The organism is Pseudomonas bubulae, assembly GCF_037023725.1.
Taxonomy (GTDB): domain Bacteria; phylum Pseudomonadota; class Gammaproteobacteria; order Pseudomonadales; family Pseudomonadaceae; genus Aquipseudomonas; species Aquipseudomonas bubulae.
In genome coordinates this window covers 4,250,683-4,274,628 of sequence record NZ_CP146077.1, presented here as the reverse complement: position 1 = coordinate 4,274,628, position 23,946 = coordinate 4,250,683, and the positions used below count along the sequence as shown (strand labels likewise).

General features: G+C 56.7%; 17 protein-coding genes and 4 tRNA genes. 12 read left to right on the top strand and 9 right to left on the bottom strand.

All coding sequences use genetic code 11. From position 1 onward, the window contains the following. Positions 1-86 precede the first annotated feature (86 nt). Together lpxH and V6L81_RS19645 are read right to left on the bottom strand one after the other, a co-directional pair. Positions 87-824: a UDP-2,3-diacylglucosamine diphosphatase gene (gene lpxH / locus V6L81_RS19650; RefSeq protein WP_338660277.1), complete on the bottom strand. Its 738-nt coding sequence runs from the start codon at positions 822-824 to the stop codon at positions 87-89. Then, entirely contained in the window at positions 821-1,324 is a 504-nt protein-coding gene (locus V6L81_RS19645; protein ID WP_095001712.1) for a peptidylprolyl isomerase, read from the bottom strand. Before V6L81_RS19645 ends, lpxH begins: the two co-directional genes overlap by 4 nt. A 277-nt stretch (positions 1,325-1,601) precedes the next feature. Here V6L81_RS19645 and V6L81_RS19640 point away from each other — a divergent pair, with 277 nt between their 5' ends. Next, a complete protein-coding gene (locus tag V6L81_RS19640) occupies positions 1,602-3,299 on the top strand; it encodes a glutamine--tRNA ligase/YqeY domain fusion protein (protein WP_095019323.1) in 1,698 nt (565 codons plus the stop codon). A gap of 22 nt (positions 3,300-3,321) precedes the next feature. Further along, complete coding sequence (gene cysS, locus V6L81_RS19635) at positions 3,322-4,704, top strand: cysteine--tRNA ligase (protein ID WP_095001710.1); 1,383 nt, start codon at positions 3,322-3,324, stop codon at positions 4,702-4,704. A 220-nt stretch (positions 4,705-4,924) separates the two neighbouring features. Here cysS and folD read toward each other — a convergent pair whose 3' ends face one another. Further along, on the bottom strand, positions 4,925-5,782 hold the full coding sequence (gene folD, locus V6L81_RS19630) for a bifunctional methylenetetrahydrofolate dehydrogenase/methenyltetrahydrofolate cyclohydrolase FolD (RefSeq protein ID WP_095020907.1): 858 nt from the start codon (positions 5,780-5,782) through the stop codon (positions 4,925-4,927). Positions 5,783-6,062: 280 nt separating this feature from the next. Between folD and V6L81_RS19625 the strand changes: the two genes are divergently transcribed. From V6L81_RS19625 to V6L81_RS19580, 10 genes are all read left to right on the top strand, one after another. Then, a tRNA-Arg gene (locus tag V6L81_RS19625) sits at positions 6,063-6,139 on the top strand. A gap of 41 nt (positions 6,140-6,180) precedes the next feature. Further along, positions 6,181-6,256 (top strand) — tRNA-His (locus V6L81_RS19620). A 56-nt stretch (positions 6,257-6,312) separates the two neighbouring features. Beyond that, positions 6,313-6,397: transfer RNA gene (locus tag V6L81_RS19615), tRNA-Leu, on the top strand. An 86-nt stretch (positions 6,398-6,483) separates the two neighbouring features. Then, a tRNA-His gene (locus tag V6L81_RS19610) sits at positions 6,484-6,559 on the top strand. A 359-nt stretch (positions 6,560-6,918) separates the two neighbouring features. Continuing rightward, positions 6,919-8,229, top strand: coding sequence for a trigger factor (gene tig / locus V6L81_RS19605; protein WP_029611584.1), 1,311 nt, complete (start codon positions 6,919-6,921; stop codon positions 8,227-8,229). 90 nt (positions 8,230-8,319) lie between these two features. Next, entirely contained in the window at positions 8,320-8,961 is a 642-nt protein-coding gene (gene clpP / locus V6L81_RS19600) for an ATP-dependent Clp endopeptidase proteolytic subunit ClpP (protein WP_095001709.1), read from the top strand. A 106-nt stretch (positions 8,962-9,067) separates the two neighbouring features. Then, positions 9,068-10,351 (top strand): ATP-dependent Clp protease ATP-binding subunit ClpX, encoded by a 1,284-nt coding sequence (gene clpX / locus V6L81_RS19595; RefSeq protein ID WP_016782313.1) that lies wholly within the window; start codon positions 9,068-9,070, stop codon positions 10,349-10,351. A gap of 162 nt (positions 10,352-10,513) precedes the next feature. Then, on the top strand, positions 10,514-12,910 hold the full coding sequence (gene lon, locus V6L81_RS19590; RefSeq protein ID WP_095001708.1) for an endopeptidase La: 2,397 nt from the start codon (positions 10,514-10,516) through the stop codon (positions 12,908-12,910). Positions 12,911-13,058: 148 nt separating this feature from the next. Further along, complete coding sequence (locus V6L81_RS19585; RefSeq protein WP_016782315.1) at positions 13,059-13,331, top strand: HU family DNA-binding protein; 273 nt, start codon at positions 13,059-13,061, stop codon at positions 13,329-13,331. A 229-nt stretch (positions 13,332-13,560) separates the two neighbouring features. Continuing rightward, positions 13,561-15,432 (top strand): SurA N-terminal domain-containing protein, encoded by a 1,872-nt coding sequence (locus tag V6L81_RS19580; protein WP_095020905.1) that lies wholly within the window; start codon positions 13,561-13,563, stop codon positions 15,430-15,432. A gap of 226 nt (positions 15,433-15,658) precedes the next feature. Here the strand turns inward: V6L81_RS19580 and fabI are convergent, their stop codons facing one another. From fabI to V6L81_RS19550, 6 genes are read right to left on the bottom strand one after another with little or no spacing between them, the layout of a single operon-like run. Next, positions 15,659-16,453, bottom strand: coding sequence for an enoyl-ACP reductase FabI (fabI, locus tag V6L81_RS19575; protein ID WP_016782317.1), 795 nt, complete (start codon positions 16,451-16,453; stop codon positions 15,659-15,661). Positions 16,454-16,472: 19 nt separating this feature from the next. After that, positions 16,473-18,083, bottom strand: coding sequence for an ABC transporter ATP-binding protein (locus V6L81_RS19570; RefSeq protein ID WP_095020904.1), 1,611 nt, complete (start codon positions 18,081-18,083; stop codon positions 16,473-16,475). A gap of 1 nt (position 18,084) precedes the next feature. After that, positions 18,085-19,104 (bottom strand): ABC transporter permease, encoded by a 1,020-nt coding sequence (locus tag V6L81_RS19565; RefSeq protein ID WP_095019320.1) that lies wholly within the window; start codon positions 19,102-19,104, stop codon positions 18,085-18,087. Position 19,105: 1 nt separating this feature from the next. Next, positions 19,106-20,179, bottom strand: coding sequence for a microcin C ABC transporter permease YejB (locus tag V6L81_RS19560; RefSeq protein ID WP_095019319.1), 1,074 nt, complete (start codon positions 20,177-20,179; stop codon positions 19,106-19,108). Next, positions 20,180-22,021, bottom strand: coding sequence for an extracellular solute-binding protein (locus tag V6L81_RS19555; RefSeq protein WP_338660276.1), 1,842 nt, complete (start codon positions 22,019-22,021; stop codon positions 20,180-20,182). After that, complete coding sequence (locus V6L81_RS19550; protein ID WP_338660275.1) at positions 22,018-23,850, bottom strand: extracellular solute-binding protein; 1,833 nt, start codon at positions 23,848-23,850, stop codon at positions 22,018-22,020. The genes V6L81_RS19555 and V6L81_RS19550 overlap by 4 nt, the downstream gene beginning before the upstream one ends. Between the last annotated feature and the right edge of the window lie 96 nt (positions 23,851-23,946).

Here is a 23,946-nt window from a genome sequence, read left to right as displayed (position 1 = left end):
GGAGCGAGCCTGCTCGCGAAAGTCGGCATGCGGTTTATCTGTGATGTTGTGCAGAAACCTTCGCGAGCAGGCTCGCTCCCACGAGTTTACTGTGCGCCAGGCGGAGCAAAATCAAACGGCGTCAGCTGCATGCCTTGCTCATCCACTTGCAGTACCCAGCCCTGGCGGTCCCAGTCACCCAGCACAATGCGCCGGGCGGTCTGTTCGCCGATCTGCAGTTTGTGTATCGCCGGGCGGTGGGTGTGGCCGTGAATCAGGGTGTGCACACCAAAGTGCGCCATGATCCGGGGTACTTCCTCGGGGGTCACGTCAACGATGTCGTTGGCTTTCATGCGGGTCTGGGCGCGGCTTTCGCTGCGCAGCTTGCGCGCCAGTTTATGCCGGGTGCTCAGCGGCAGGTGGCGCAGGACCCACAAAGTGACGGGGTTGCGCAGGATGCGTCGCAGGCGCATATAGGCTTCGTCGCGCGTGCACAGGCTGTCGCCGTGCATCAACAAAACCGGTTCGCCATAGAAGTCGACCACGCTGGGGTCTTTGATCAGGGTGCAGCCAGCCGCTTTACAAAAGGCCTGGCCCAGTAAAAAGTCGCGGTTGCCGTGCATCAGAAAGATCTGCGTGCCGGTCTCGCTCAGGATGCGCAGCGCTGCACAGATCGAGCGCTGATAGGGGGTCATGGCATCGTCGCCAATCCAGGCTTCGAAAAAGTCGCCCAGGATGTAGAGCGCCTGAGCCGAGCGCGCACGCCCGGTCAGGAAATCCAGAAACGCCCGGGTAATGTCCGGGCGCTCCTCTTCCAGATGCAAATCTGAAATCAGCAGTATCACTCAATGATCTCTGCTTTCTCGACGATCACGTCATCTTTAGGCACGTCCTGGTGGCCGGCTTTGGATGTGGTGGCAACGCCTTTGATCTTGTCTACTACGTCCTGGCCTGCAACGACTTTACCGAATACGGCGTAGCCCCAGCCCTGAGCGGTTTTGCCGCTGTGGTTGAGGAAGCTGTTGTCAGCCACGTTGATGAAGAACTGGGCGGAAGCCGAATGCGGTTCCATGGTGCGAGCCATGGCCACGGTGTACTTCTCGTTCGGCAGGCCGTTGTCGGCTTCGTTCTGGATGCTTGGACGCTTGTCTTTCTTTTCTTTCATGCCTGGCTCAAAACCGCCGCCCTGGATCATGAAGTTGCCGATTACACGGTGGAAAACGGTGTTTTCGTAGTGGCCGGCTTTTACGTATTCGATGAAGTTGGCTACGGTGATCGGTGCTTTTTCAGCGTTCAGTTCGATCACGATGTCGCCGTGGTTGGTGCTCAGTTTTACTTGGGTCATGGTCGTATCGCTCTATCAGGGAATTCGTCGGGCCGGGGAGCGGGGTGAACACACCTCAATCTCCCGGGCTGGCTGGGTAGATACAGCCGCGGGCGGAGTTTAGCGTGCTCGCACGGCATTTCGATGGTGTTTTTCCCATATGGGGACTAAAAGCCGGCATTTCAATCGCTTTGATTGAGCACCTGCTCTGTCAGTGACTTGGCGGCATCGGCTATGATAGGCGCTTTGATTTAGTCGGCCGACCCAGGCCGCGCACCCTGTTACGTTCAAGGATCCTATGAGCAAGCCCACTGTCGACCCCACTCTGAATCCAAAGGCTGGCCCTGCTGTCCCGGCTAACTTCCTGCGTCCAATCGTTCAGGCGGACCTAGACTCGGGTAAATACACACAGATCGTGACCCGCTTTCCGCCGGAGCCAAACGGCTATCTGCACATCGGTCATGCCAAATCCATTTGTGTGAACTTTGGGCTGGCTCAAGAGTTTGGCGGCGTGACGCATTTGCGTTTTGACGACACCAACCCGGCAAAAGAAGACCAGGAATACATCGACGCCATCGAAAGCGACGTCAAGTGGCTGGGCTTCGAGTGGGCCGGTGAAGTGCGTTACGCGTCGCAATACTTCGATCAACTGCACGAGTGGGCGATTTACCTGATCAAAGAAGGCAAGGCCTACGTCTGCGACCTGACGCCCGAGCAAGCCAAGGAATACCGTGGCAGCCTGACCGAGCCCGGCAAGAACAGCCCGTTCCGCGACCGCAGCGTTGAAGAGAACCTGGATCTGTTCGCCCGCATGACCGCCGGTGAGTTTGAAGACGGCAAGCGTGTGCTGCGCGCCAAGATCGACATGGCCTCGCCGAACATGAACCTGCGCGACCCGATCATGTACCGCATCCGTCATGCCCATCACCACCAGACCGGTGACAAGTGGTGCATCTACCCCAACTATGACTTCACCCACGGTCAGTCGGATGCCATTGAAGGCATCACCCATTCGATCTGCACCCTGGAGTTCGAAAGCCATCGTCCGCTGTACGAATGGTTCCTGGACAGCCTGCCAGTACCGGCGCGCCCGCGTCAGTACGAGTTCAGCCGTCTGAACCTCAACTACACCATCACCAGCAAGCGCAAGCTCAAGCAGCTGGTCGATGAAAAGCACGTCAACGGCTGGGATGACCCGCGCATGTCGACGCTGTCGGGTTTCCGCCGTCGCGGTTACACGCCTAAATCGATTCGTAATTTCTGTGACATGGTCGGCACCAACCGTTCTGACGGTGTTGTTGACTTCGGCATGCTGGAATTCAGCATCCGTGACGACCTTGATCACAGCGCGCCGCGTGCCATGTGCGTGCTGCGTCCATTGAAGGTGATTATTACCAACTACCCGGAAGGTCAGGTCGAAAACCTCGAGCTGCCTTGCCACCCGAAAGAAGACATGGGTGTACGGGTGCTGCCGTTTGCCCGTGAAATCTACATCGACCGTGAAGACTTCATGGAAGAGCCGCCAAAAGGCTACAAGCGTCTTGAGCCTGCGGGCGAAGTGCGTTTGCGCGGCAGCTATGTGATCCGTGCCGACGAAGCGATCAAGGATGCCGATGGCAACATCGTTGAACTGCATTGCTCGTACGATCCGCTGACCCTGGGTAAAAACCCTGAAGGTCGCAAGGTCAAGGGTGTTGTGCATTGGGTGCCGGCGGCTGCCAGCGTCGAATGCGAAGTGCGTTTGTATGATCGTCTGTTCCGCTCGCCGAACCCTGAAAAGGCCGAAGACGGCGCGGGCTTCCTGGAAAACATCAACCCTGACTCGCTGCAGGTACTGACCGGTTGTCGTGCTGAACCCTCGCTGGGCAATGCACAGCCGGAAGACCGTTTCCAGTTCGAGCGCGAAGGCTACTTCTGCGCAGATATCAAGGACTCGAAACCCGGTCACCCGGTATTCAACCGTACCGTGACCCTGCGTGATTCGTGGGGCCAGTGATCAAGTTTTGAAGGAACAAGCCGTGCTTACGATCTACAACACGCTCACCAAGAGCAAAGAAGTTTTCAAGCCGCTGGACGGCAACAATGTGCGCATGTACGTGTGCGGCATGACCGTGTACGACTACTGCCACATCGGCCATGGTCGCAGCATGATTGCCTTCGATCTGGTGACCCGCTGGTTGCGTTTCAGCGGCTACAACCTGACCTACGTGCGCAACATTACGGACATTGAAGACAAGATCATCAATCGTGCGCGTGAAAACGGCGAGCCTTTCGAGGTGCTGACCGAGCGCATGATCGCGGCCATGCATGAAGATGAAGCGCGGCTCAATATCCTCAAGCCGGATATGGAGCCTCGTGCCACGGATCATATCCCTGGCATGCACGCGATGATCCAGACCCTGATCGACAAGGGTTACGCCTATGCCCCGGGCAATGGTGACGTGTACTACCGCGTTGCCAAGTTCATGGGCTACGGCAAGCTGTCGCGCAAAAAGATCGAAGATCTGCGCATCGGCGCGCGCATCGAGGTCGACGAGGCCAAGGACGATCCGCTGGACTTCGTGTTGTGGAAAGGCGTCAAGCCTGGCGAGCCGAGCTGGGAGTCGCCGTGGGGCCCGGGTCGTCCGGGCTGGCACATTGAATGCTCGGTGATGTCTACCTGCTGCCTGGGTGAGACCTTCGATATTCATGGCGGCGGCAGCGACCTGGAGTTTCCGCACCATGAGAACGAAATCGCCCAAAGCGAGGCGGCTACGGGTAAAACCTACGCCAATGCCTGGATGCATTGCGGGATGATTCGCATCAATGGCGAGAAGATGTCCAAGTCCTTGAACAACTTCTTCACCATTCGCGACGTTCTGGCGAAGTATCACCCGGAGGTTGTGCGTTATCTGTTGGTGTCGAGCCACTACCGTAGTTCGATCAACTATTCGGAAGACAATCTCAAGGATGCCAAGGCAGCCCTTGATCGCTTCTATAACGCACTGAAAGGGTTGCCCAAGGTTGCTCCGGCCGGTGGTGAAGCCTTTGTTGAGCGCTTTACCCAGGTCATGAACGACGACTTCGGTACGCCGGAAGCCTGTGCGGTGCTGTTCGAGATGGTTCGCGAGATCAACCGGTTGCGCGAAACCGATCTGCAGGCGGCTGCCGGTCTGGCGGCACGTCTCAAGCAATTGGCCGATGTGCTGGGTGTGTTGCAGCTTGAAGCGGATGACTTTCTGCAGGCCGGTGCTGAAGGCAAGATCGATGCCGCTCAGGTGCAGGCCTTGATCGATGCGCGTCTGGCTGCCCGCGCTGCCAAGGACTGGGCGGAGTCTGACCGTATCCGTGATCAGCTCGCGGCAATGGGTGTGGTGCTGGAAGACAGTAAAGGCGGGACAACCTGGCGCTTGGCTGACTAGATTGCCCGTTGTGTGAACAAAAGCCCGTACGGGGCGTGATGCTGATGATTTTGTGGGAGCGAGCCTGCTCGCGAAGGTCTCGGGTGGGCTTTCGCGAGCAGGCTCGCTCCCACAATTGAGGTCATGGCATTGCGCCAAGTGCGGGCTTTTGTTTGCCCGGATTTTAGCGGCGCCAATAAAAACGGCACCCGAAGGTGCCGTTTTTTTGCAGCGCTTTGCACTAGCTGCCGTGCAATTCTTCGGCTGCGTACAAGGTGTTTTCCAGCAGGCAGGCACGAGTCATCGGGCCTACGCCGCCCGGTACCGGGGTGATCCAGCCCGCGCGGGGCAGGGCGGTCTCGTACACCACGTCGCCCACCAGCTTGCCATCAGCCTGGCGGTTGATGCCCACGTCGATGACGATGGCGCCTTCCTTGATCCATTCGCCTTTGACCAGGCCAGGCTTGCCGGCAGCTACCACCACCAGGTCGGCGCGGCCAACGTGGCCGGCCAGGTCCTTGGTGAAACGGTGGGTTACGGTCACGGTGCAGCCAGCCAGCAGCAATTCCATGGCCATCGGGCGTCCAACGATATTGGAGGCGCCGACAATGACCGCGTCCATTCCGTACAGGTCCTGGCCGGTGCTTTCCAGCAGGGCCATGATGCCTTTGGGGGTGCATGGGCGCAGCAGCGGGATGCGTTGGGCCAGACGACCGACGTTATAGGGGTGGAAACCGTCGACATCTTTGTCCGGACGGATACGCTCCAGCAGTTTGGAGGCATCCAGATGGGCAGGCAGAGGCAGTTGCAGCAGGATGCCGTCGATGTTCGCGTCGTCATTGAGACGGTCGATCAGGTCGGTGAGGTCCTGTTGGGTAGTGTCGGAGGGCAGGTCATAGGCTTGGGAAATAAAGCCTACCTCTTCGCAGTCTTTACGCTTGTGCGAAACATAAACCTGGGAAGCAGGATCGCTGCCGACCAGAATCACTGCCAGACCAGGGGTGCGCAGGCCTTGCTCGTGGCGCTCGGCGACACGTTTGGCAATCTGCTGGCGCAGGCTGGCGGCGATCGCTTTGCCGTCGATTAGTTGTGCAGTCATTACGCGTGATTAACCATCGTAAAGGGTGGAAAAAGGACGTGCATTCTCGCATGCCGCGGCGCGAGGGCAAAGGCGCCTGGTCTGTTTATTGCCCTAACTCCTTTATATTTCTAAACTTTTTTTAAAAAACAGTTGACGACTTACGGGCTCACCTATAACATTCGTCGCACTTGTCGGGCACAGCCTAGCACTGGTTAAGAAGGTAGAGCGAAGTTGTTGTCCAGCTTGGTGATACTGAAAGCACTTGGTTTGTAGTCGTCAAAGAATACAGGCTAACAATGCGCCCGTAGCTCAGCTGGATAGAGCATCCGCCTTCTAAGCGGATGGTCGCAGGTTCGAGTCCTGCCGGGTGCGCCATTAGGCAGCTTTGGCACAAGTAAAGCAGTACAGGCAATATGGTGGGCGTAGCTCAGTTGGTAGAGCACGGGATTGTGACTCCCGTTGTCGAGGGTTCGATCCCCTTCGTCCACCCCATATTTAGAAAGCCGCCAGATTAAAAGTCTGGCGTCTTTGCTTCAAGAGTTTGAAATGCGGATGTGGTGGAATTGGTAGACACACTGGATTTAGGTTCCAGCGCCGCAAGGTGTGAGAGTTCGAGTCTCTCCGTCCGCACCAAATTTTGATAGAGCCGCTTGTAGCGGCTTTTTCTTTGGTTGTAACTGTCGGCTTCCAGGAGCAGGCAGCGTTGTAAGCGCACTATGGTGGGCGTAGCTCAGTTGGTAGAGCACGGGATTGTGACTCCCGTTGTCGAGGGTTCGATCCCCTTCGTCCACCCCATATTAAAAGAAAACGCCAGACTAACCCTCTGGCGTTTTTTTGTATCTGCGGTTTGAGAATCGCGTATAGGGGTGTCGTTCGGCGCCTTGTTTCCCGCATGCTTAGCGTCCTCTGTGATTTGTGTGACAATGCGCGCAGATCGGGGTAGCTCCAAAGGCTGCCCGTTATCGCCAATTGATCAGTGCAGTCTTCTATCTATATAGAAGGCGAGGCGGATGGCTGCTTTTACTTAATTTCTGTCGGCCGTTTCTTAGGGTGTTTGCGGTAGGGTGACTTCTTGAGTTTGACCCACTAGAATGCTTGCCCTTGATTATGGGGTCGGAAACGGCCGGCTAATGTCTGTGCAACGAGGAATATCCATGCAAGTTTCTGTTGAAAATACTTCCGCTCTTGAGCGTCGCATGACCATTGGCGTGCCAGCTGAGCGTATTGAGGCTGAAGTCAACAAGCGTCTGCAACAGACTGCCCAAAAGGCCAAGATCCCGGGCTTCCGTCCAGGCAAGGTGCCAATGAGCGTAATCCGTCAGCGTTACGAAGCTGATGCGCGCCAGGAAGCGCTGGGCAATGTAGTCCAGTCTTCGTTCTACGAAGCTGTGGTTGAGCAGAAGCTGAACCCGGCTGGTGCTCCTTCGATCGAGCCTAAGGTTTTCGAAAAAGGCAAAGATCTGGAATACGTTGCTACTTTCGAAGTATTCCCTGAATTCGAAGTGACCGGTCTGGACACCATCGCTATCGAGCGCCTGAGCGCCGAAGTGGCTGATGCCGACCTGGACAAGATGCTGGACGTGCTGCGCAAGCAGAACACCCGCTTTGAAGTGACTGACCGTGCTGCCCAGAACGATGATCAGCTGAACATCGATTTCGTTGGCAAGGTAGACGGCGAAGTATTCGCTGGCGGCTCCGCCACCGGTACTCAGCTGGTGCTGGGTTCGGGCCGCATGATTCCTGGCTTTGAAGAAGGCCTGGTAGGCGCCAAAGCCGGTGAAGAGCGCGTTCTGAAACTGACTTTCCCTGCTGACTACCAGAATCTGGACCTGGCTGGCAAAGAAGCCGAGTTCACCGTAACCGTGAACACTGTTTCCGAGCCTAAGCTGCCAGAGCTGAACGAAGAGTTCTTCGCCCAGTTCGGTATCAAGGAAACCGGTCTGGAAGGCTTCCGCGCCGAAGTTCGCAAGAACATGGAGCGTGAACTGCGTCAGGCCATCAAGTCCAAGGTCAAGAACCAGGTAATGGACGGCCTGCTGGCTGCCAACCCGATCGAAGTGCCGAAGTCGCTGCTGGCCAACGAAGTTGACCGTCTGCGCGTGCAGGCTGTTCAGCAGTTCGGTGGTAACATCAAGCCTGATCAACTGCCGGCAGAGCTGTTCGAAGAGCAAGCCAACCGCCGTGTAGTGCTGGGTCTGATCGTGGCTGAAGTGGTCAAGCAGTTCGACCTCAAGCCTGACGAAGATCGCGTTCGCGAAATGATTCAGGAAATGGCTTCCGCTTACCAGGAGCCAGAGCAGGTTGTAGCCTGGTACTACAAAAACGACGCGCAATTGAACGAGGTTCGTTCGGTTGTGCTGGAAGAGCAAGTTGTGGATACTGTTCTGCAGAAGGCCAAGGTGACCGATAAAGCGGTCTCTTACGAAGAAGCTGTCAAGCCGGTGGAAGCTCCACAAGCCGACTGATTTCTGACTCGTTAGAAAACACAACCATAAGCCAGCCTCGAGCTGGCTTATGCGTATCCAGACAAGACTATTTGGGAGTGACTGCCGGACATGTCCCGCAATTCTTATATTCAGCAGAACTCTGATATCCACGCCGCTGGCGGCCTGGTCCCGATGGTTGTCGAGCAGTCCGCCCGTGGCGAACGCGCTTACGACATCTACTCGCGCCTCCTGAAGGAGCGAATCATCTTCCTGGTCGGCCCCGTAGAAGACTACATGGCCAACCTGGTGGCTGCGCAGCTGCTGTTCCTTGAAGCCGAGAACCCGGACAAGGACATCCACCTGTACATCAACTCGCCGGGCGGTTCGGTGACTGCAGGCATGTCGATCTACGACACCATGCAATTCATCAAGCCTGACGTGTCGACCATCTGCATCGGCCAGGCCTGCAGCATGGGTGCCTTCCTGTTGGCCGGTGGCGCACCGGGCAAGCGTCACTGCCTGCCGAACTCGCGCATGATGATTCACCAGCCACTGGGCGGTTTCCAGGGCCAGGCGTCGGATATCGACATTCATGCCAAGGAAATCCTCAACATCCGTCACCGTTTGAACTCGCTGCTGGCTCACCACACGGGCCAGACTCTCGAAACCATCGAGCGCGACACCGAGCGTGACAACTTCATGAGCGCCGAGCGTGCAGCCGAATACGGTTTGATCGACTCTGTGTTCAGCAAGCGTCAAATGCCCGCTTAAGCAGCTCAAATGTGGGTGGTTGGGTTAACCGACCACCTGCGGGCTTGAAAAAGCCCGCAGTTGCCTTCATCTTGTGTTGCAAGCCTATCGGATTTGGATCGATCGAATGACTGACACCCGCAACGGCGAGGACAACGGCAAATTGCTCTATTGCTCCTTCTGTGGCAAAAGCCAGCATGAAGTGCGCAAATTGATTGCCGGCCCCTCGGTCTTTATCTGCGACGAATGCGTTGACCTGTGCAATGACATCATCCGTGAGGAGGTGCAGGAAGCCCAGGCCGAGAGCAGCGCGCATAAATTACCATCGCCAAAAGAAATCAGCGGCATCCTTGATCAATACGTCATTGGTCAGGAACGTGCCAAAAAGGTTTTGGCTGTAGCGGTGTACAACCACTACAAGCGCCTCAACCAGCGTGACAAGAAAAACGACGACGTCGAACTCGGCAAGAGCAACATCCTGCTGATCGGCCCTACCGGTTCGGGTAAGACCCTGCTGGCAGAAACCCTTGCACGCCTGTTGAATGTACCTTTCACCATCGCTGACGCAACCACGCTGACTGAAGCCGGTTACGTGGGCGAAGATGTTGAAAACATCATTCAGAAGCTGCTGCAGAAATGCGATTACGACGTAGAAAAAGCCCAGATGGGCATTGTCTACATCGATGAAATCGACAAGATTTCGCGCAAGTCTGACAACCCTTCGATTACCCGTGATGTTTCCGGTGAAGGTGTGCAGCAGGCATTGCTCAAGCTGATCGAAGGTACCGTGGCTTCCGTACCGCCTCAAGGCGGCCGCAAGCACCCGCAGCAGGAGTTCTTGCAGGTTGATACCCGCAACATCCTGTTTATCTGCGGTGGTGCGTTCTCGGGCCTTGAGAAGGTTGTACAGGCGCGCTCGACTCGCGGCGGCATCGGCTTCAGTGCCGAAGTGCGCAGCAAGGAAGAGGGCAAGAAGGTTGGCGAATCCCTGCGTGAAGTCGAGCCTGACGATCTGGTCAAGTTTGGCCTGATCCCGGAATTCGTGGGTCGTCTGCCTGTGCTGGCAACCCTGGACGAGCTGGACGAGGCTGCCTTGATGCAGATCCTCACCGAACCGAAGAACGCCTTGACCAAGCAGTACGGCAAGCTGTTCGAGATGGAAGGTGTAGATCTTGAGTTCCGTGCCGACGCCTTGAAGGCCGTGGCCAAGCGTGCTCTGGAGCGCAAAACGGGCGCTCGTGGCCTGCGTTCGATTCTTGAAGGCGTGCTGCTCGACACAATGTATGAAATCCCCTCGCAATCCGAGGTGAGTAAAGTTGTGATCGACGAAAGCGTTATAGAAGGCAAGTCCAAGCCGTTGTTGATCTATGAAAACAACGAAGCGACTGCCAAGGTTGCACCTGACGCGTAAATGTAATGCTGGCATTCCACATTGCGTGTTAAAGAAGGGGCCTTCGGGCCCCTTTGTTTTTCCTGTCGTTCAACGCTTGTTTTTTTTCAAGACTGCCCCCATCTTGGCTTCAAGCTTACATCCATCTGATTACGGCCTTATGGCCGCCGTAGAGGCGAAATCATGAAGACAACCATCGAATTGCCTCTCCTGCCGTTGCGTGATGTTGTTGTGTATCCGCACATGGTGATCCCACTGTTCGTGGGACGCGAGAAGTCGATCGAGGCCCTTGAGGCTGCGATGACGGGCGACAAGCAAATTTTGCTGTTGGCTCAAAAGAATCCGGCTGACGACGATCCGGGCGAAGACGCCCTGTATCGCGTTGGTACCATTGCAACTGTTCTGCAACTGCTCAAGCTCCCGGACGGCACGGTCAAAGTGCTGGTTGAGGGTGAGCAGCGCGGTGCGGTTGAGCATTTTGGTCAGGCAGATGGTTATCTGAGTGCCGAAGTCTCCCTGATTGACGAAGTGGCTGCCCCGGATCGCGAATCCGAGGTCTTTGTGCGCAGCCTGCTTTCGCAGTTTGAGCAATACGTGCAACTGGGCAAAAAAGTCCCGGCCGAGGTTCTGTCATCGCTTAACAGCATTGACGAGCCAAGCCGTCTGGTCGATACCATGGCTGCCCATATGGCACTCAAGATCGAGCAGAAGCAGGAAATCCTCGAAATCATCGATCTGCAGGCCCGTGTCGAGCACGTTCTGGCCCTGCTGGATGCCGAGATCGACTTGCTGCAAGTCGAAAAGCGCATCCGTGGTCGCGTCAAAAAGCAAATGGAGCGCAGCCAGCGCGAGTACTACCTGAATGAGCAGATGAAGGCCATTCAGAAAGAGCTGGGTGATGGTGACGAAGGTCACAATGAAATCGAAGAGCTGAAAAAACGCATCGATGCTGCCGGTTTGCCGAAAGATGCAATGGCCAAGGCCCAGGCGGAGCTGAACAAGCTCAAGCAAATGTCGCCAATGTCCGCAGAAGCCACCGTGGTGCGCTCCTACATCGACTGGCTGGTGCAGGTGCCGTGGAAGGCTCAGAGCAAGGTGCGCCTGGATCTCAAGCGTGCTGAAGACATTCTGGACGCAGATCACTACGGTCTGGACGAAGTCAAAGAGCGGATTCTCGAATATCTTGCCGTGCAAAAGCGTGTGAAGAAAATTCGTGGTCCGGTTCTGTGCCTGGTCGGTCCTCCGGGTGTAGGCAAAACCTCGCTTGCTGAGTCCATTGCCCACGCAACAAATCGCAAATTCGTGCGTATGGCCTTGGGTGGCGTGCGTGACGAAGCGGAAATTCGTGGCCATCGCCGTACGTACATCGGTTCGATGCCAGGAAGATTGATTCAAAAGATGACCAAGGTTGGTGTGCGCAACCCGCTGTTCCTGCTTGATGAAATCGACAAGATGGGCAGTGACATGCGCGGCGATCCGGCGTCTGCACTGCTTGAAGTGCTCGATCCCGAGCAGAACCACAATTTCAACGACCATTACCTCGAGGTTGATTACGACCTGTCCGATGTGATGTTCCTGTGTACGTCCAACTCGATGAACATCCCGCCAGCCTTGCTGGACCGGATGGAAGTCATTCGTCTGCCTGGCTACACCGAAGACGAAAAAATCAACATTGCTGTCAAATACCTGGCCCCGAAACAAATTGAAGCCAATGGCTTGAAGAAGGGCGAGCTGGCATTTGATAACGAAGCCATCCGCGACATGATCCGCTACTACACCCGCGAAGCCGGTGTGCGGGGCCTTGAGCGCCAGATTGCGAAGATCTGCCGCAAGGCGGTCAAAGAGCATGCGCTGGAAAAACGCTTTGCGGTCACCGTCACGCCGGAGCTACTTGAGCACTTTTTGGGCGTAAGAAAATTCAGCTACGGTTTGGCTGAAGTTCAGGACCAGATCGGTCAAGTGACCGGCCTGGCCTGGACCCAGGTGGGTGGCGAGTTGTTGACCATCGAAGCGGCCGTTGTTCCTGGCAAAGGCCAGCTGATCAAGACCGGTTCGCTGGGCGACGTGATGGTAGAGTCCATCACCGCTGCATTGACGGTGGTGCGCAGCCGCGCCAAGAGCCTGGGTATCCCGTTGGATTTCCACGAAAAACGCGATATTCACATTCACATGCCCGAAGGCGCTACGCCTAAAGATGGCCCTAGTGCTGGTGTGGGAATGTGTACTGCCCTGGTCTCTGCATTGACCCTGATTCCGGTACGCGCCGATGTTGCCATGACCGGTGAAATTACCCTTCGTGGTCAGGTGTTGGCGATTGGTGGCCTGAAGGAAAAATTACTTGCTGCTCACCGTGGTGGCATCAAAACTGTAATTATTCCTGAAGAGAACGTTCGTGACCTGAAGGAAATTCCTGACAACATCAAACAGGATCTTCAGATTAAACCGGTTAAATGGATTGACGAAGTCCTGCAAATTGCGCTGCAATACGCCCCGGAGCCCTTGCCGGATGTGGCTCCCGAGATTGTTGCCAAGGACGACAAACGAGAATCTGACTCTAAGGAAAGAATTAGCACGCATTAATACGGATTCGCCTGACGGGCTTTCTTGACGCTTTTTAGAGCCCTTGTTATAAAGCGGCTCTATAAGTGTCCGTAAGTGCTTCAGCAGTCGTTTTGCTTTTACCAAAAAACTTTAGAAACATACTCAGACAGATATAAGGGGACTTAGAGTGAACAAGTCGGAACTGATTGATGCTATCGCTGCATCTGCTGATATCCCGAAAGCTGCAGCTGGCCGTGCGCTGGACGCAGTAATCGAATCCGTCACTGGCGCTCTTAAGGCTGGCGACTCTGTGGTACTGGTTGGTTTTGGTACTTTCTCTGTAACCGATCGTCCTGCCCGTATTGGTCGTAACCCACAGACCGGTAAAACGCTGGAAATTCCTGCTGCCAAAAAGCCAGGCTTCAAAGCCGGTAAAGCACTGAAAGAAGCGGTTAACTAAGTTTCTGTAACACCTTTTACCCAACCGGGTCAGGCGCACGCCAGGCTTGGCAGCGGAGCGGTAGTGCAGTCGGTGGCAACATCGATGTGTCACGCCGGGGGTCGCGGGTTCGAGCCCGGTCCGCTCCGCCAGTTACGAGAAGGCGCATCCTCGGATGCGCCTTTCTTCTATCCGGACTCTACCCACGCTCCACGGTTGCTCATTATGCAAGACCGTTTCTGGGGGAAGCATGCTGCAAAATATCAGGGACAATTCACAAGGCTGGATTGCCAAGACCATCATCGGTGTCATCGTCGCGTTAATGGCGTTGACCGGTTTCGATGCCATTTTTCAAGCCACCTCTACCAGCCAGGATGCTGCCAAGGTTAACGGTGAAGAAATCACCCAGGTTGAACTGAGCCAGGCCGTCGATATGCAACGCCGGCAGCTGCTGCAGCAGTTGGGCAAGGATTTCGACTCGTCGTTGCTGGATGAAAAAATGCTGCGTGAAGCGGCCCTCAAAGGGTTGATCGATCGCAAGCTGTTGCTGCAAGGCGCCAAAGACGCGAAGTTTTCGTTTTCTGAAGCCGCTTTGGACCAAGTCATTCTGTTGACTCCTGAATTTCAGGAAGACGGCAAATTCAGCCCTGAGCGTTTCGACCAGGTGATCCGTCAACTGGGTTACGGTCGCTTGCAGTTCCGTAACATGCTGGGCGAAGAAATGCTGATTGGTCAGCTGCGTGCCGGTCTGGCGGGCAGTGGTTTCGTGACCGACGAACAGGTGAATGCGTTCGCCCGTCTTGAGAAACAAACCCGTGATTTCGCTTCGCTGAACATCAAGGCCGACCCGGCTGCGGTGAAACTGAGCGATGACGAAATCAAGGCTTACTACGACGAGCACGCCAAGGAATTCATGACCCCTGATCAGGTCGTGATCGACTATATCGAGTTGAAGAAATCTTCTTTCTTTGACCAGGTAGCCGTGAAGGATGATGAGCTTCAAGCGTTGTATCAAAAGGAAATCGCCAACCTGGCCGAACAGCGCCGCGCTGCGCATATCCTGATCGAAGTGAACGACAAGGTCAGCGACGAGCAGGCCAAAGCCAAGATCGCCGAGATTCAGCAGCGTCTGGCCAAAGGTGAAAGCTTCGAAGCTCTGGCCAAGGAGTTCTCCCAGGATCCGGGTTCGGCTGCCAATGGCGGTGACCTGGGCTTCGCAGGCCCTGGTGTTTACGATCCTGTGTTCGAAACGGCTGTTTACGGGTTGAAGCAGGACCAGGTTTCGGAGCCGGTACGCACCAGCTTCGGTTATCACCTGATCAAGCTGCTGGGTGTTGAAGCACCTGAAGTGCCGAGCTTTGCCAGCCTGAAAGACAAGCTGACCCATGACCTGAAAACCCAGCAGGTTGAACGCCTGTTTGTCGATGCAACCAAGCAATTGGAAGACTCGGCATTTGAAGCGTCCGATCTGGCTCAGCCAGCTCAAGAGCTTAAGCTGACTGTGCATACCTCTGCGCCATTTGGTCGCGAGGGGGGCGAGGGTGTCACCGCCAATCGCGCTGTGATTCAGGCCGCATTCAGCACCGAAGTGATGGATGAGGGCGCGAACAGTACAGCCCTGGAGCTGGACCCTGAGACCGTAGTGGTGTTGCGCGTCAAGGAGCACCGCAAGCCTGAGCAGTTGCCGCTGGAGGCTGTTGCCTCGAGCATTCGTGCGCAACTGGTCAAGGAGCACGCCAGTGCTGCGGCCAAAGCCCGTGCCGAAGAAATCATCAAAGAGCTGCGCGATGGCAAGCTGCCGTTGAACCAGCCGGTTGATGGTCAGGCGTGGAAGGTCCAGGAAGCGGTTGCTCGTGGTCAGGAAGGTATTGATCCTGCCGTGCTGCAAGCGGTGTTCCGCATGCCGAAACCTGCAGCCAAGGACAAGCCGACATTCAGCAGTGTCACCCTGGCAGATGGCACTGTGGTTGTATTGCGTTTGAACGGCGTCAACGATGCAGTAGCGCCGACTGAAGAAGAGAAAGCGTCGTATCGCCGCTTCCTCGCTTCGCGTGTTGGCCAGCAAGACTTTGCTGCCTACCGCAAGCAGTTGGAAAACGAAGCCAAGGTTGAGCGCTACTAAGTTCAGCCTGCTTCGCTAAAAATGGCCGCTCATTGAGCGGCCGTTTTTTTGCGCTGGTTTTTTTGTGGGAGCGGGCTTGCTCGCGATGGCATCCATGCGCTCTGTCTGACGTATCGCGGGCAAGCCCGCTCCCACAGATCATCTCCCAGAGATTGTCGCGAGGCAAAAAAACGCCCGATGCAATCTCTGCACCGGGCGTTTTTGAGTAGCGCTTGTAACGAAGGGTTTACTCTTCGAGGCTGCCCATGGCGGTAGTGTTGAAGCCACCGTCTACGTACATGATTTCGCCGCTGATGCCCGATGCCAGATCGGAGCACAGGAAGGCGCCGGCATTGCCGACTTCGTCGATGGTCACGTTGCGACGCAGTGGCGTCTGCGCTTCGTTGGCCGCCAGCATTTTGCGGAAGTTCTTGATGCCCGACGCTGCCAGGGTACGGATCGGGCCTGCCGATACGCAGTTAACGCGAGTACCCTCAGGGCCCAGGCTGCCTGCCAGGTAACGTACACCGGCTTCCAGGCTGGCCTTGGCCATGCCCATCACGTTGTAGTTAGGCATGGTGCGCTCGGCGCCCAGGTAGGACAGGGTCAGCAGGCTGCCGTTGCGACCTTTCATCATCGGGCGACCAGCCTTGGCCAGGGCCACGAAGCTGTAGGCGCTGATGTCGTGAGCGATGCGGAAGCCTTCACGGGTGGTGGCGTCGGTGAAATCGCCATCCAGCTGGTCGCCAGGAGCGAAACCTACTGAGTGAACGATGCAGTCCAGACCGTCCCACTTCTTGCTCAGGTCTTCGAAGACCTTGGCGATTTCTTCATCGCTGGCAACGTCGCAAGGGAAGCACAGCTCAGGGTTCGAACCCCAGCCTGCGGCGAATTCTTCAACACGACCTTTCAGCTTTTCGTTCTGATAAGTGAAAGCCAGCTCGGCGCCTTCACGGTGCATGGCGGCAGCAATGCCAGAAGCGATGGACAATTTGCTAGCGACACCAACGATCAGTACGCGCTTACCGGTGAGAAAACCCATGTGTTGTTCCTCTATCAGGTTAATCGACAGCCACTGGTGCCAAAAAGGCGGCTTCCAGCAGCTGTTGTGTATATGGATGTTGCGGTGAGGCAAAGATACTTTGCGCATCACCCTGTTCGACCACTTGGCCATGCTTGACCACCATCAACTGGTGGCTCAGCGCTTTGACGACAGCCAGGTCATGGCTGATAAACAAATACGTCAGGTTGTGCCTGGCTTGCAGTGAGCGCAGCAGTTCAACAACCTGGCGTTGTACTGTGCGGTCCAGCGCAGAGGTTGGCTCGTCCAGCAATATCAACTCCGGCTTTAACACCAGTGCGCGGGCAATGGCGATTCTTTGCCGTTGTCCGCCTGAAAACTCGTGAGGGTAACGGTGCCGGGTTTCCGGATCCAGACCTACTTCTCGCAAGGCTTCAATAATTGCACTTTCCTGTTCCGCTTCGGTGCCCATACGGTGAATGCGCAACCCTTCACCGACAATCTCGCTGACGCTCATGCGCGGGCTGAGACTGCCAAACGGGTCCTGGAATACCACCTGCATTTCCCGTCGCAATGGCCTGACTTCTTTCTGTGACAGACAGTCTAGCCGTTTGCCTTCAAAGCTGATCAGGCCCTTGCTGGCAATCAGACGCAAAATCGCCAAGCCCAGCGTTGATTTGCCCGATCCGCTTTCACCCACAATTCCCAGGGTCTGCCCCTGGGGCAAGCTGAAATTGATACCGTCCACCGCTTTCACGTAATCGACGGTCTTGCGCAGCAGGCCTTTCTTGATCGGGAACCATACCTTCAGGTCCTCGACTTGCAGCAATGGCGGACCGGCAATGGTGCTGGCCGGGCCTCCGCTGGGCTCTGCGCTGAGCAGTTCCCGGGTGTAAGGATGCTGCGGCGAACGGAACAGCTGCTCGCACGATGCTTGTTCGACGATTAAACCGCGCTGCATGACACATACGCGATGCGCAATTCTTCGTACAAGGTTCAAATCGTGACTGATCAGTAACAACGACATGCCCAGGCGGGCTTGCAGATCCTTGAGCAAGTCGAGGATTTTAAGCTGAACGGTCACGTCCAGGGCGGTGGTAGGTTCGTCGGCAATCAGCAGTTCGGGTTCATTGGCCAGGGCCATGGCAATCATCACGCGCTGCCTCTGGCCCCCTGAGAGCTCGTGTGGCAGCGCCTTGAGGCGTTTGTGAGGCTCGGGTATGCCTACCAGCTCCAGAAGCTCCAGGGTGCGCAGGGTAGCGGCCTTGCCTGTGATCCCCTTGTGAATGCCGAGCACCTCATTGATTTGTTTTTCAATGCTGTGCAGCGGGTTCAGGGAGGTCATGGGCTCCTGAAAAATCATCGCAATGCGGTTGCCGCGAATGTTGCGCAGCTTTTTCTCGTCCACGCTGAGCAAATCCTCGCCGCCGTAGGCGATGCTGCCGCTGGGGTGGCGTGCAAGGGGGTAGGGCAGCAACCTGAGGATCGAGTGCGCGGTCACCGATTTGCCCGAACCGCTTTCGCCCACCAGGGCCAGGGTTTCGCCGCGCCTGATATCAAAACTGACGCCTTGCACCACCCGCTGCGGTGTGTCACCCGCTACAAACTCGACGCTGAGGTCGCGCACTTCGATCAGATTGTCCTGCGTCATCTTATTTCCTCGGGTCGAAGGCATCGCGAGCGGACTCACCGATAAACACCAGCAGGCTGAGCATGATGGCCAGCACTGCGAATGCACTGATGCCCAGCCAGGGCGCTTGCAGGTTGGACTTGCCCTGGGCCACCAGTTCGCCCAGCGACGGCGCGCCCGGGGGCAGGCCGAAGCCCAGGAAGTCCAGGGCAGTGAGGGTGCCGATGGCGCCAGTGAGGATAAACGGCATAAAGGTCATGGTGGAGACCATGGCGTTGGGCAGGATGTGGCGGTACATGATGGCCATGTCCTGCATGCCCAGGGCGCGGGCGGCGCGCACATACTCCAGATTGCGCCCACGCAGGAATTCGGCGCGCACGACGTCCACCAGGCTCATCCACGAGAACAGCAGCATGATGCCCAGCAGCCACCAGAAATTGGGCTGCACAAAACTGGCGAGAATGATCAGCAGGTACAACACGGGCAAGCCTGACCAGATTTCCAGAAAGCGCTGACCGGCCAGGTCGACCCAGCCACCATAAAAGCCCTGCAAGGCCCCGGCGATCACGCCGATGATGGAGCTCAGTACCGTCAGGGTCAGGGCGAACAGCACCGATATGCGAAAGCCATAAATCACTCGGGCCAGCACGTCGCGGCCCTGGTCGTCGGTGCCCAGCCAGTTCTCGGCGGAGGGCGGGGCAGGGGCAGGGACTTTCAGGTCGTAGTTGATGCTTTGATAGCTGTAGGGGATGGGTGGCCACACAACCCAGGCATCTTTCTTGGCCAGCAGTTCACGGATATACGGGCTTTTGTAGTTGGCTTCGAGGGGGAATTCACCGCCGAAGTCGGTCTCTGGATAGCGCTTGAGCGCCGGGAAATACCACTCCCCGTCGTAATTGATCACCAAGGGTTTGTCGTTGGCAATGAACTCGGCGTTCAGGCTCAGCCCGAACAGCACCAGGAAGATCCACAGCGACCACCAGCCACGCTTGTTGGCTTTGAAACGGGCAAAACGGCGTCGATTGAGGGGGGATAGCTTCATCTCAATGCTCCCTGCTTTCAAAGTCGATACGCGGATCGACCAGGGTGTATGAGAGGTCACCGATCAGCTTCACCACCAGCCCGACCAGCGTAAAGATAAACAGGGTGCCGAAGACAACCGGGTAGTCGCGATTGATAGCAGCCTCGAAACTCATCAGGCCCAGGCCATCGAGGGAGAAAATCACTTCGACCAGCAGTGAGCCGGTAAAGAAAATTCCGATAAAGGCCGACGGGAAACCGGCAATAACCAGCAGCATGGCATTGCGGAACACATGGCCATAGAGCACCCGGTGGTTGGTCAGGCCCTTGGCTTTGGCAGTGACGACATACTGTTTGTTGATCTCGTCGAGAAAGCTGTTTTTGGTCAGCAGGGTCATGGTGGCGAAGTTGCCGATAACCAGTGCCGTAACGGGCAATGCCAGATGCCAGAAGTAATCGAGAATCTTGCCGCCCAGGCTCAGTTCGTCAAAGTTGTTGGACGTCAGGCCGCGCAGAGGGAACCAGTCCAGGTAACTGCCCCCGGCAAACAGCACGATCAGCAGGATGGCAAACAGAAAGGCCGGGATGGCGTAGCCGATGATGATCAGTGAACTGGTCCAGACATCAAAGTGGCTGCCGTGGCGCGTGGCCTTGGCGATCCCGAGGGGGATCGACACCAGGTACATGATCAGGGTGCTCCACAACCCCAGCGAGATGGAGACCGGCATTTTCTCCTTGATCAGGTCGATGACCTTGGCGTCGCGGAAGAAGCTTTCGCCGAAGTCCAGTCGGGCGTAGTTTTTAATCATGATCCACAGGCGTTCCGGCGCCGACTTGTCGAAACCGTACATCTTTTCGATTTCCTTGATCAGTTCCGGATCCAGCCCTTGGGCGCCACGGTAGTTGGAGCCCGCCACCGACACTTCCGAACCACCACCGGCGATGCGGCTGGTGGCGCCGTCAAAGCCTTCGAGCTTGGCGATCATCTGTTCAACCGGGCCGCCGGGGGCCGCCTGGATAATGATGAAGTTAATCAACAGAATCCCGAACAGTGTCGGAATGATCAGCAGCAGTCGCCTGAAAATATAAGCCAGCATTTAAGGCTCCTGGCTCGCGCTTGAAGGTTTGGTAGAGGGTGCAGGTTTTGCGTCAGGTTTGGCCCACCAGGTGTTGGTGCCGATATCGTATTTGGGCGTAACTTCGGGATGGCCGATATGGTTCGAGTAGGCCACGCGCCAGGTTTTGATATGCCAGTTGGGGATCACGTAGAAGCCCCACTGCAACACACGGTCCAGCGCCCTGGCATGGTTGATCAGGCTTTGCCGTGACTCGGCGTTGATCAGGCCCTCGGTCAACTGGTCGATGGCCGGGTCCTTGAGGCCGATAAAGTTTCGGCTGCCGGGTTTGTCGATACTTTGTGATTCCCAGTACTCGCGCTGCTCGCTGCCGGGTGAGCTGGACTGCGGGAAGCTGCCGACAATCATGTCGTAATCCCTTGAGCGCAGGCGGTTGAGGTATTGGGAGGTGTCGACCCGGCGAATCTGCAAATCGATGCCCAGGTCGCTGAGGTTGCGCTTGAACGGCAGAAGGATGCGCTCGAATTCGGTTTGTGCCAGCAAGAATTCGATCTTCACCGGCTTGCCCTGGGCGTCGACCATCTTGTCATCGACGATGCGCCAGCCGGCGTCTTGCAGCAGTTGATAGGCGCGGCGCTGTTGCTCGCGAATCATGCCGCTGGCGTCGGTGACGCTGGGCTTGAACACCTGGCTGAACGCCTGCTCGGGAATCTGGCCGCGCAAGGGCTCCAGAATGGTCAGTTCAGCTTCGGTCGGCGGCGCCTTGGCGGCCATTTCCGAGTTTTCGAAGTAGCTGCCAGTGCGCGCATAGGCACCGTTGAAGAGTTGCTTGTTGGCCCATTCAAAGTCGAACAGCAGGCTTAGTGCCTCGCGTACGCGCACATCCTGGAACATTGGCCTGCGCAGGTTGAAGACAAATCCCTGCATGCCTGTTGGATTGTGGTTGCGGATTTCTTCTTTTTTCAGGCGGCCCTGAGTAAATGCCGGAGAGTTGTAGGCTCCGGCCCAGTTTTTGGCGCTGATCTCCAGCCAGTAATCAAACTGACCGGCCTTGAGGGCTTCGAAGGCAACGCTGTTGTCGCGAAAGTAATCGACCGTGATGGCATCAAAATTGTACAGGCCCTTGTTGATGGGCAGGTCCTTGCCCCAATAGTCCTTGTTGCGCTCGTAGCGGATCGAGCGCCCGGGCTTGATCTCGGCGATGGTGTAGGGGCCGCTGCCGGGCGGGACTTCAAGGTTGCCCTTGTTGAAGTCGCGGGTTTCCCACCAATGCTTGGGCAGAACCGGAAGCTGGCCAAGAATCAGCGGCAGTTCACGGTTTTTGTTGTGCTTGAAGGTGAATTTCACTTGCAGTGGGTTTTCCGCGATGGCCTGGTCGACATCGCTGTAATAACCCTTGTACAGCGGCGAGCCACTTTTCATCAGGGTATCGAAGCTGAACACGACATCTTCGGCGCGAATCGGATGGCCATCGCTGAACTTCGCTTCCGGGCGCAGGTAAAACCGCACCCAGCTGTTATCCGGGGCTTTCTCGATTTTCCCGGCAATCAGGCCGTAGGACGTAAAAGGCTCGTCGAGGGTTTGCCGGGCCAGGGTATCGAAGGTCAGATCAATGTCGTCGGCTGGCACGCCTTTATTGATAAACGGGTTGAGGCTGTCAAAGCTGCCCAGCGCAGACTTGCGAAAGGTACCGCCCTTGGGGGCTTGCGGGTTGACGTAGTCGACATGCTTGAAGTCGGCAGGATATTTCGGCGGCTCGTCATAGAGGGTCAAGGCATGCTGGGGAGCGGCCATGGCCGTGCAGGCAAAACCGGCAAACAACAAGCTGGCAAGGGGCTTTAGCCATGTACGCAAAGGCATCATTGTTTTTTCTCCGTAGGCTTAAGCCACCACGCGCTGAGGCCCAGGGTGTAGGGCGGCGTAGTCACAAAGGCGAACCGGTTGCGGTACGCCAGGCGGTGATAGTTCAGATACCAGTTGGGAATGATGTAGTGCTGCCAAAGCAACACGCGGTCCAGGGCCTGGCCGGCAGACAATTGCTCGTCGCGGGTCCGTGCGGCCAGCAGGCGCTCGAGCAGTTGGTCCACCACCGGGCTGGCTACCCCTGCATAATTTTTGCTGCCCTTGACGTTGGCCTGGCTGGAGTGGAAGTACTGCCACTGTTCAAGGCCGGGGCTCAGGGTCTGGTCAAGGGTCATCAGGATCATGTCAAAGTCGAACTGGTCCAGGCGCTGCTTGTATTGCGCGCGATCCACGGTGCGCAGCCGGGCATCGACGCCAATGCTGGCCAGGTTCTCCACATAGGGTTGCAGGATGCGCTCAAGGTTCGGGTTTACCAGTAATATTTCGAAACGCAGGGGTTTGCCTTCACTATTGACCAGGCGCTGGCCCGACAGTTTCCAGCCGCTTTCATCCAGCAGTGCCAGTGCCTGGCGCAGAGTTGCGCGGGGGATGCCGCGGCCGTCGGTTTGCGGCAAGGTAAAGGCCTGGTTGAACAGTTCGGGCGGTAGTTGGCTGCGCCAGGGTGACAGCATCAGCCACTCATGCCCCTGGGGAATGCCGCTGGCCGAGAATTCGCTGTTGGGGTAATGGCTCACGGCGCGCTGGTAGGCGCCGTTGAACAGGGTGCGGTTGGTCCATTCAAAATCAAACATAAGGCCCAGGGCCTCACGGGTTTTGTTTTGCGCAAAGGTGGCGCGGCGACTGTTCATAAACAGCCCCTGGGTTTGTGTCGGGATCTGGTGGGTAATTTCGGCCTTGATCACATCGCCGCGGCGTACCGCCGGGAAGTTATAGCCATTGGCCCAGTTCTTGGCCTGGTGCTCGATGTAAATGTCGAACTCGCGGGCCTTGAACGCCTCGAAGGCGACATCGCTGTCGCGGTAGAACTCCACTTCAACCCGGTCGAAGTTGTATTTGCCGCGGTTGACCGGCAGGTTGGCGCCCCACCAGTTCTTGACGCGCTCAAAGACCAGTTGGCGCCCGGGGGTAACCCGGGTAATGCGATAGGGGCCGCTACCCAGCGGTGGCTCGAAGGTGGTGGCTTTGAAGTCGCGCTTTACCCAGTAATGCTGGGGCAACACGGGCAGTTCGCCCAGGCGCAAAATCAGCAACGGGTTGCCTGAGCGCTTGAAGACAAAACGAATTCGTTTGGGGCCCAGGATATCGACCCGCTGGACTTCCTGAAGATTGGTGCGGTACTGCGGATGACCTTCTTTTAGTAACAGGTCGTAGGAGAAGGCAACATCGTAGGCAGTGATCGGCGTCCCATCATGAAAGCGGGCTTCGGGTCGCAGGTTAAAGACGACCCAGCTGCGGTCCTCGTTGTACTCCACTGATTGAGCGATCAAACCATAGCTGGATGTTGGTTCATCGCCGGAGGGGGCATATTGGCCCGTACCGGCCATCAGGGTTTCATTGAGTTCATTGACCCCGTACTGCAGGAAGTTGGGAGTCGAAACCGGGCTGGTGCCTTTGAAGGTGTAGGGGTTGAGCGTGTCGAACGTGCCGAACGCCATGACCTTCAAGGTGCCGCCCTTGGGGGCGTCAGGGTTTACCCAGTCGAAATGGGTAAAGGTGGCGGGGTACTTGAGTGTGCCGAACTGCGCATAACCGTGGCTTTCGCTCAGGTTTGCGCTGGCGGTGAAGCTCAAGGCCAGGCAGATAAATAGCGTAAGGAGGGGATGCGTCAAGTCAGAGATCCGATCCAGGCATTGGGCTTAAGGTTTCCGTACAGTAACAGCTTGTATCTGTAGGAAAAAGGCCACGCTGGTAAGCACGACGGGCAA

Excerpts from the sequence above, each read along its gene's own strand:
- V6L81_RS19645 (WP_095001712.1), bottom strand. The coding sequence starts at position 1,324 with ATGACCCAAGTAAAACTGAGCACCAACCACGGCGACATCGTGATCGAA.
- V6L81_RS19640 (WP_095019323.1), top strand. The coding sequence starts at position 1,602 with ATGAGCAAGCCCACTGTCGACCCCACTCTGAATCCAAAGGCTGGCCCT.
- folD (WP_095020907.1), bottom strand. The coding sequence starts at position 5,782 with ATGACTGCACAACTAATCGACGGCAAAGCGATCGCCGCCAGCCTGCGC.
- tig (WP_029611584.1), top strand. The coding sequence starts at position 6,919 with ATGCAAGTTTCTGTTGAAAATACTTCCGCTCTTGAGCGTCGCATGACC.
- clpP (WP_095001709.1), top strand. The coding sequence starts at position 8,320 with ATGTCCCGCAATTCTTATATTCAGCAGAACTCTGATATCCACGCCGCT.
- clpX (WP_016782313.1), top strand. The coding sequence starts at position 9,068 with ATGACTGACACCCGCAACGGCGAGGACAACGGCAAATTGCTCTATTGC.
- lon (WP_095001708.1), top strand. The coding sequence starts at position 10,514 with ATGAAGACAACCATCGAATTGCCTCTCCTGCCGTTGCGTGATGTTGTT.
- V6L81_RS19580 (WP_095020905.1), top strand. The coding sequence starts at position 13,561 with ATGCTGCAAAATATCAGGGACAATTCACAAGGCTGGATTGCCAAGACC.
- fabI (WP_016782317.1), bottom strand. The coding sequence starts at position 16,453 with ATGGGTTTTCTCACCGGTAAGCGCGTACTGATCGTTGGTGTCGCTAGC.
- V6L81_RS19570 (WP_095020904.1), bottom strand. The coding sequence starts at position 18,083 with ATGACGCAGGACAATCTGATCGAAGTGCGCGACCTCAGCGTCGAGTTT.
- V6L81_RS19565 (WP_095019320.1), bottom strand. The coding sequence starts at position 19,104 with ATGAAGCTATCCCCCCTCAATCGACGCCGTTTTGCCCGTTTCAAAGCC.
- V6L81_RS19560 (WP_095019319.1), bottom strand. The coding sequence starts at position 20,179 with ATGCTGGCTTATATTTTCAGGCGACTGCTGCTGATCATTCCGACACTG.
- V6L81_RS19555 (WP_338660276.1), bottom strand. The coding sequence starts at position 22,021 with ATGATGCCTTTGCGTACATGGCTAAAGCCCCTTGCCAGCTTGTTGTTT.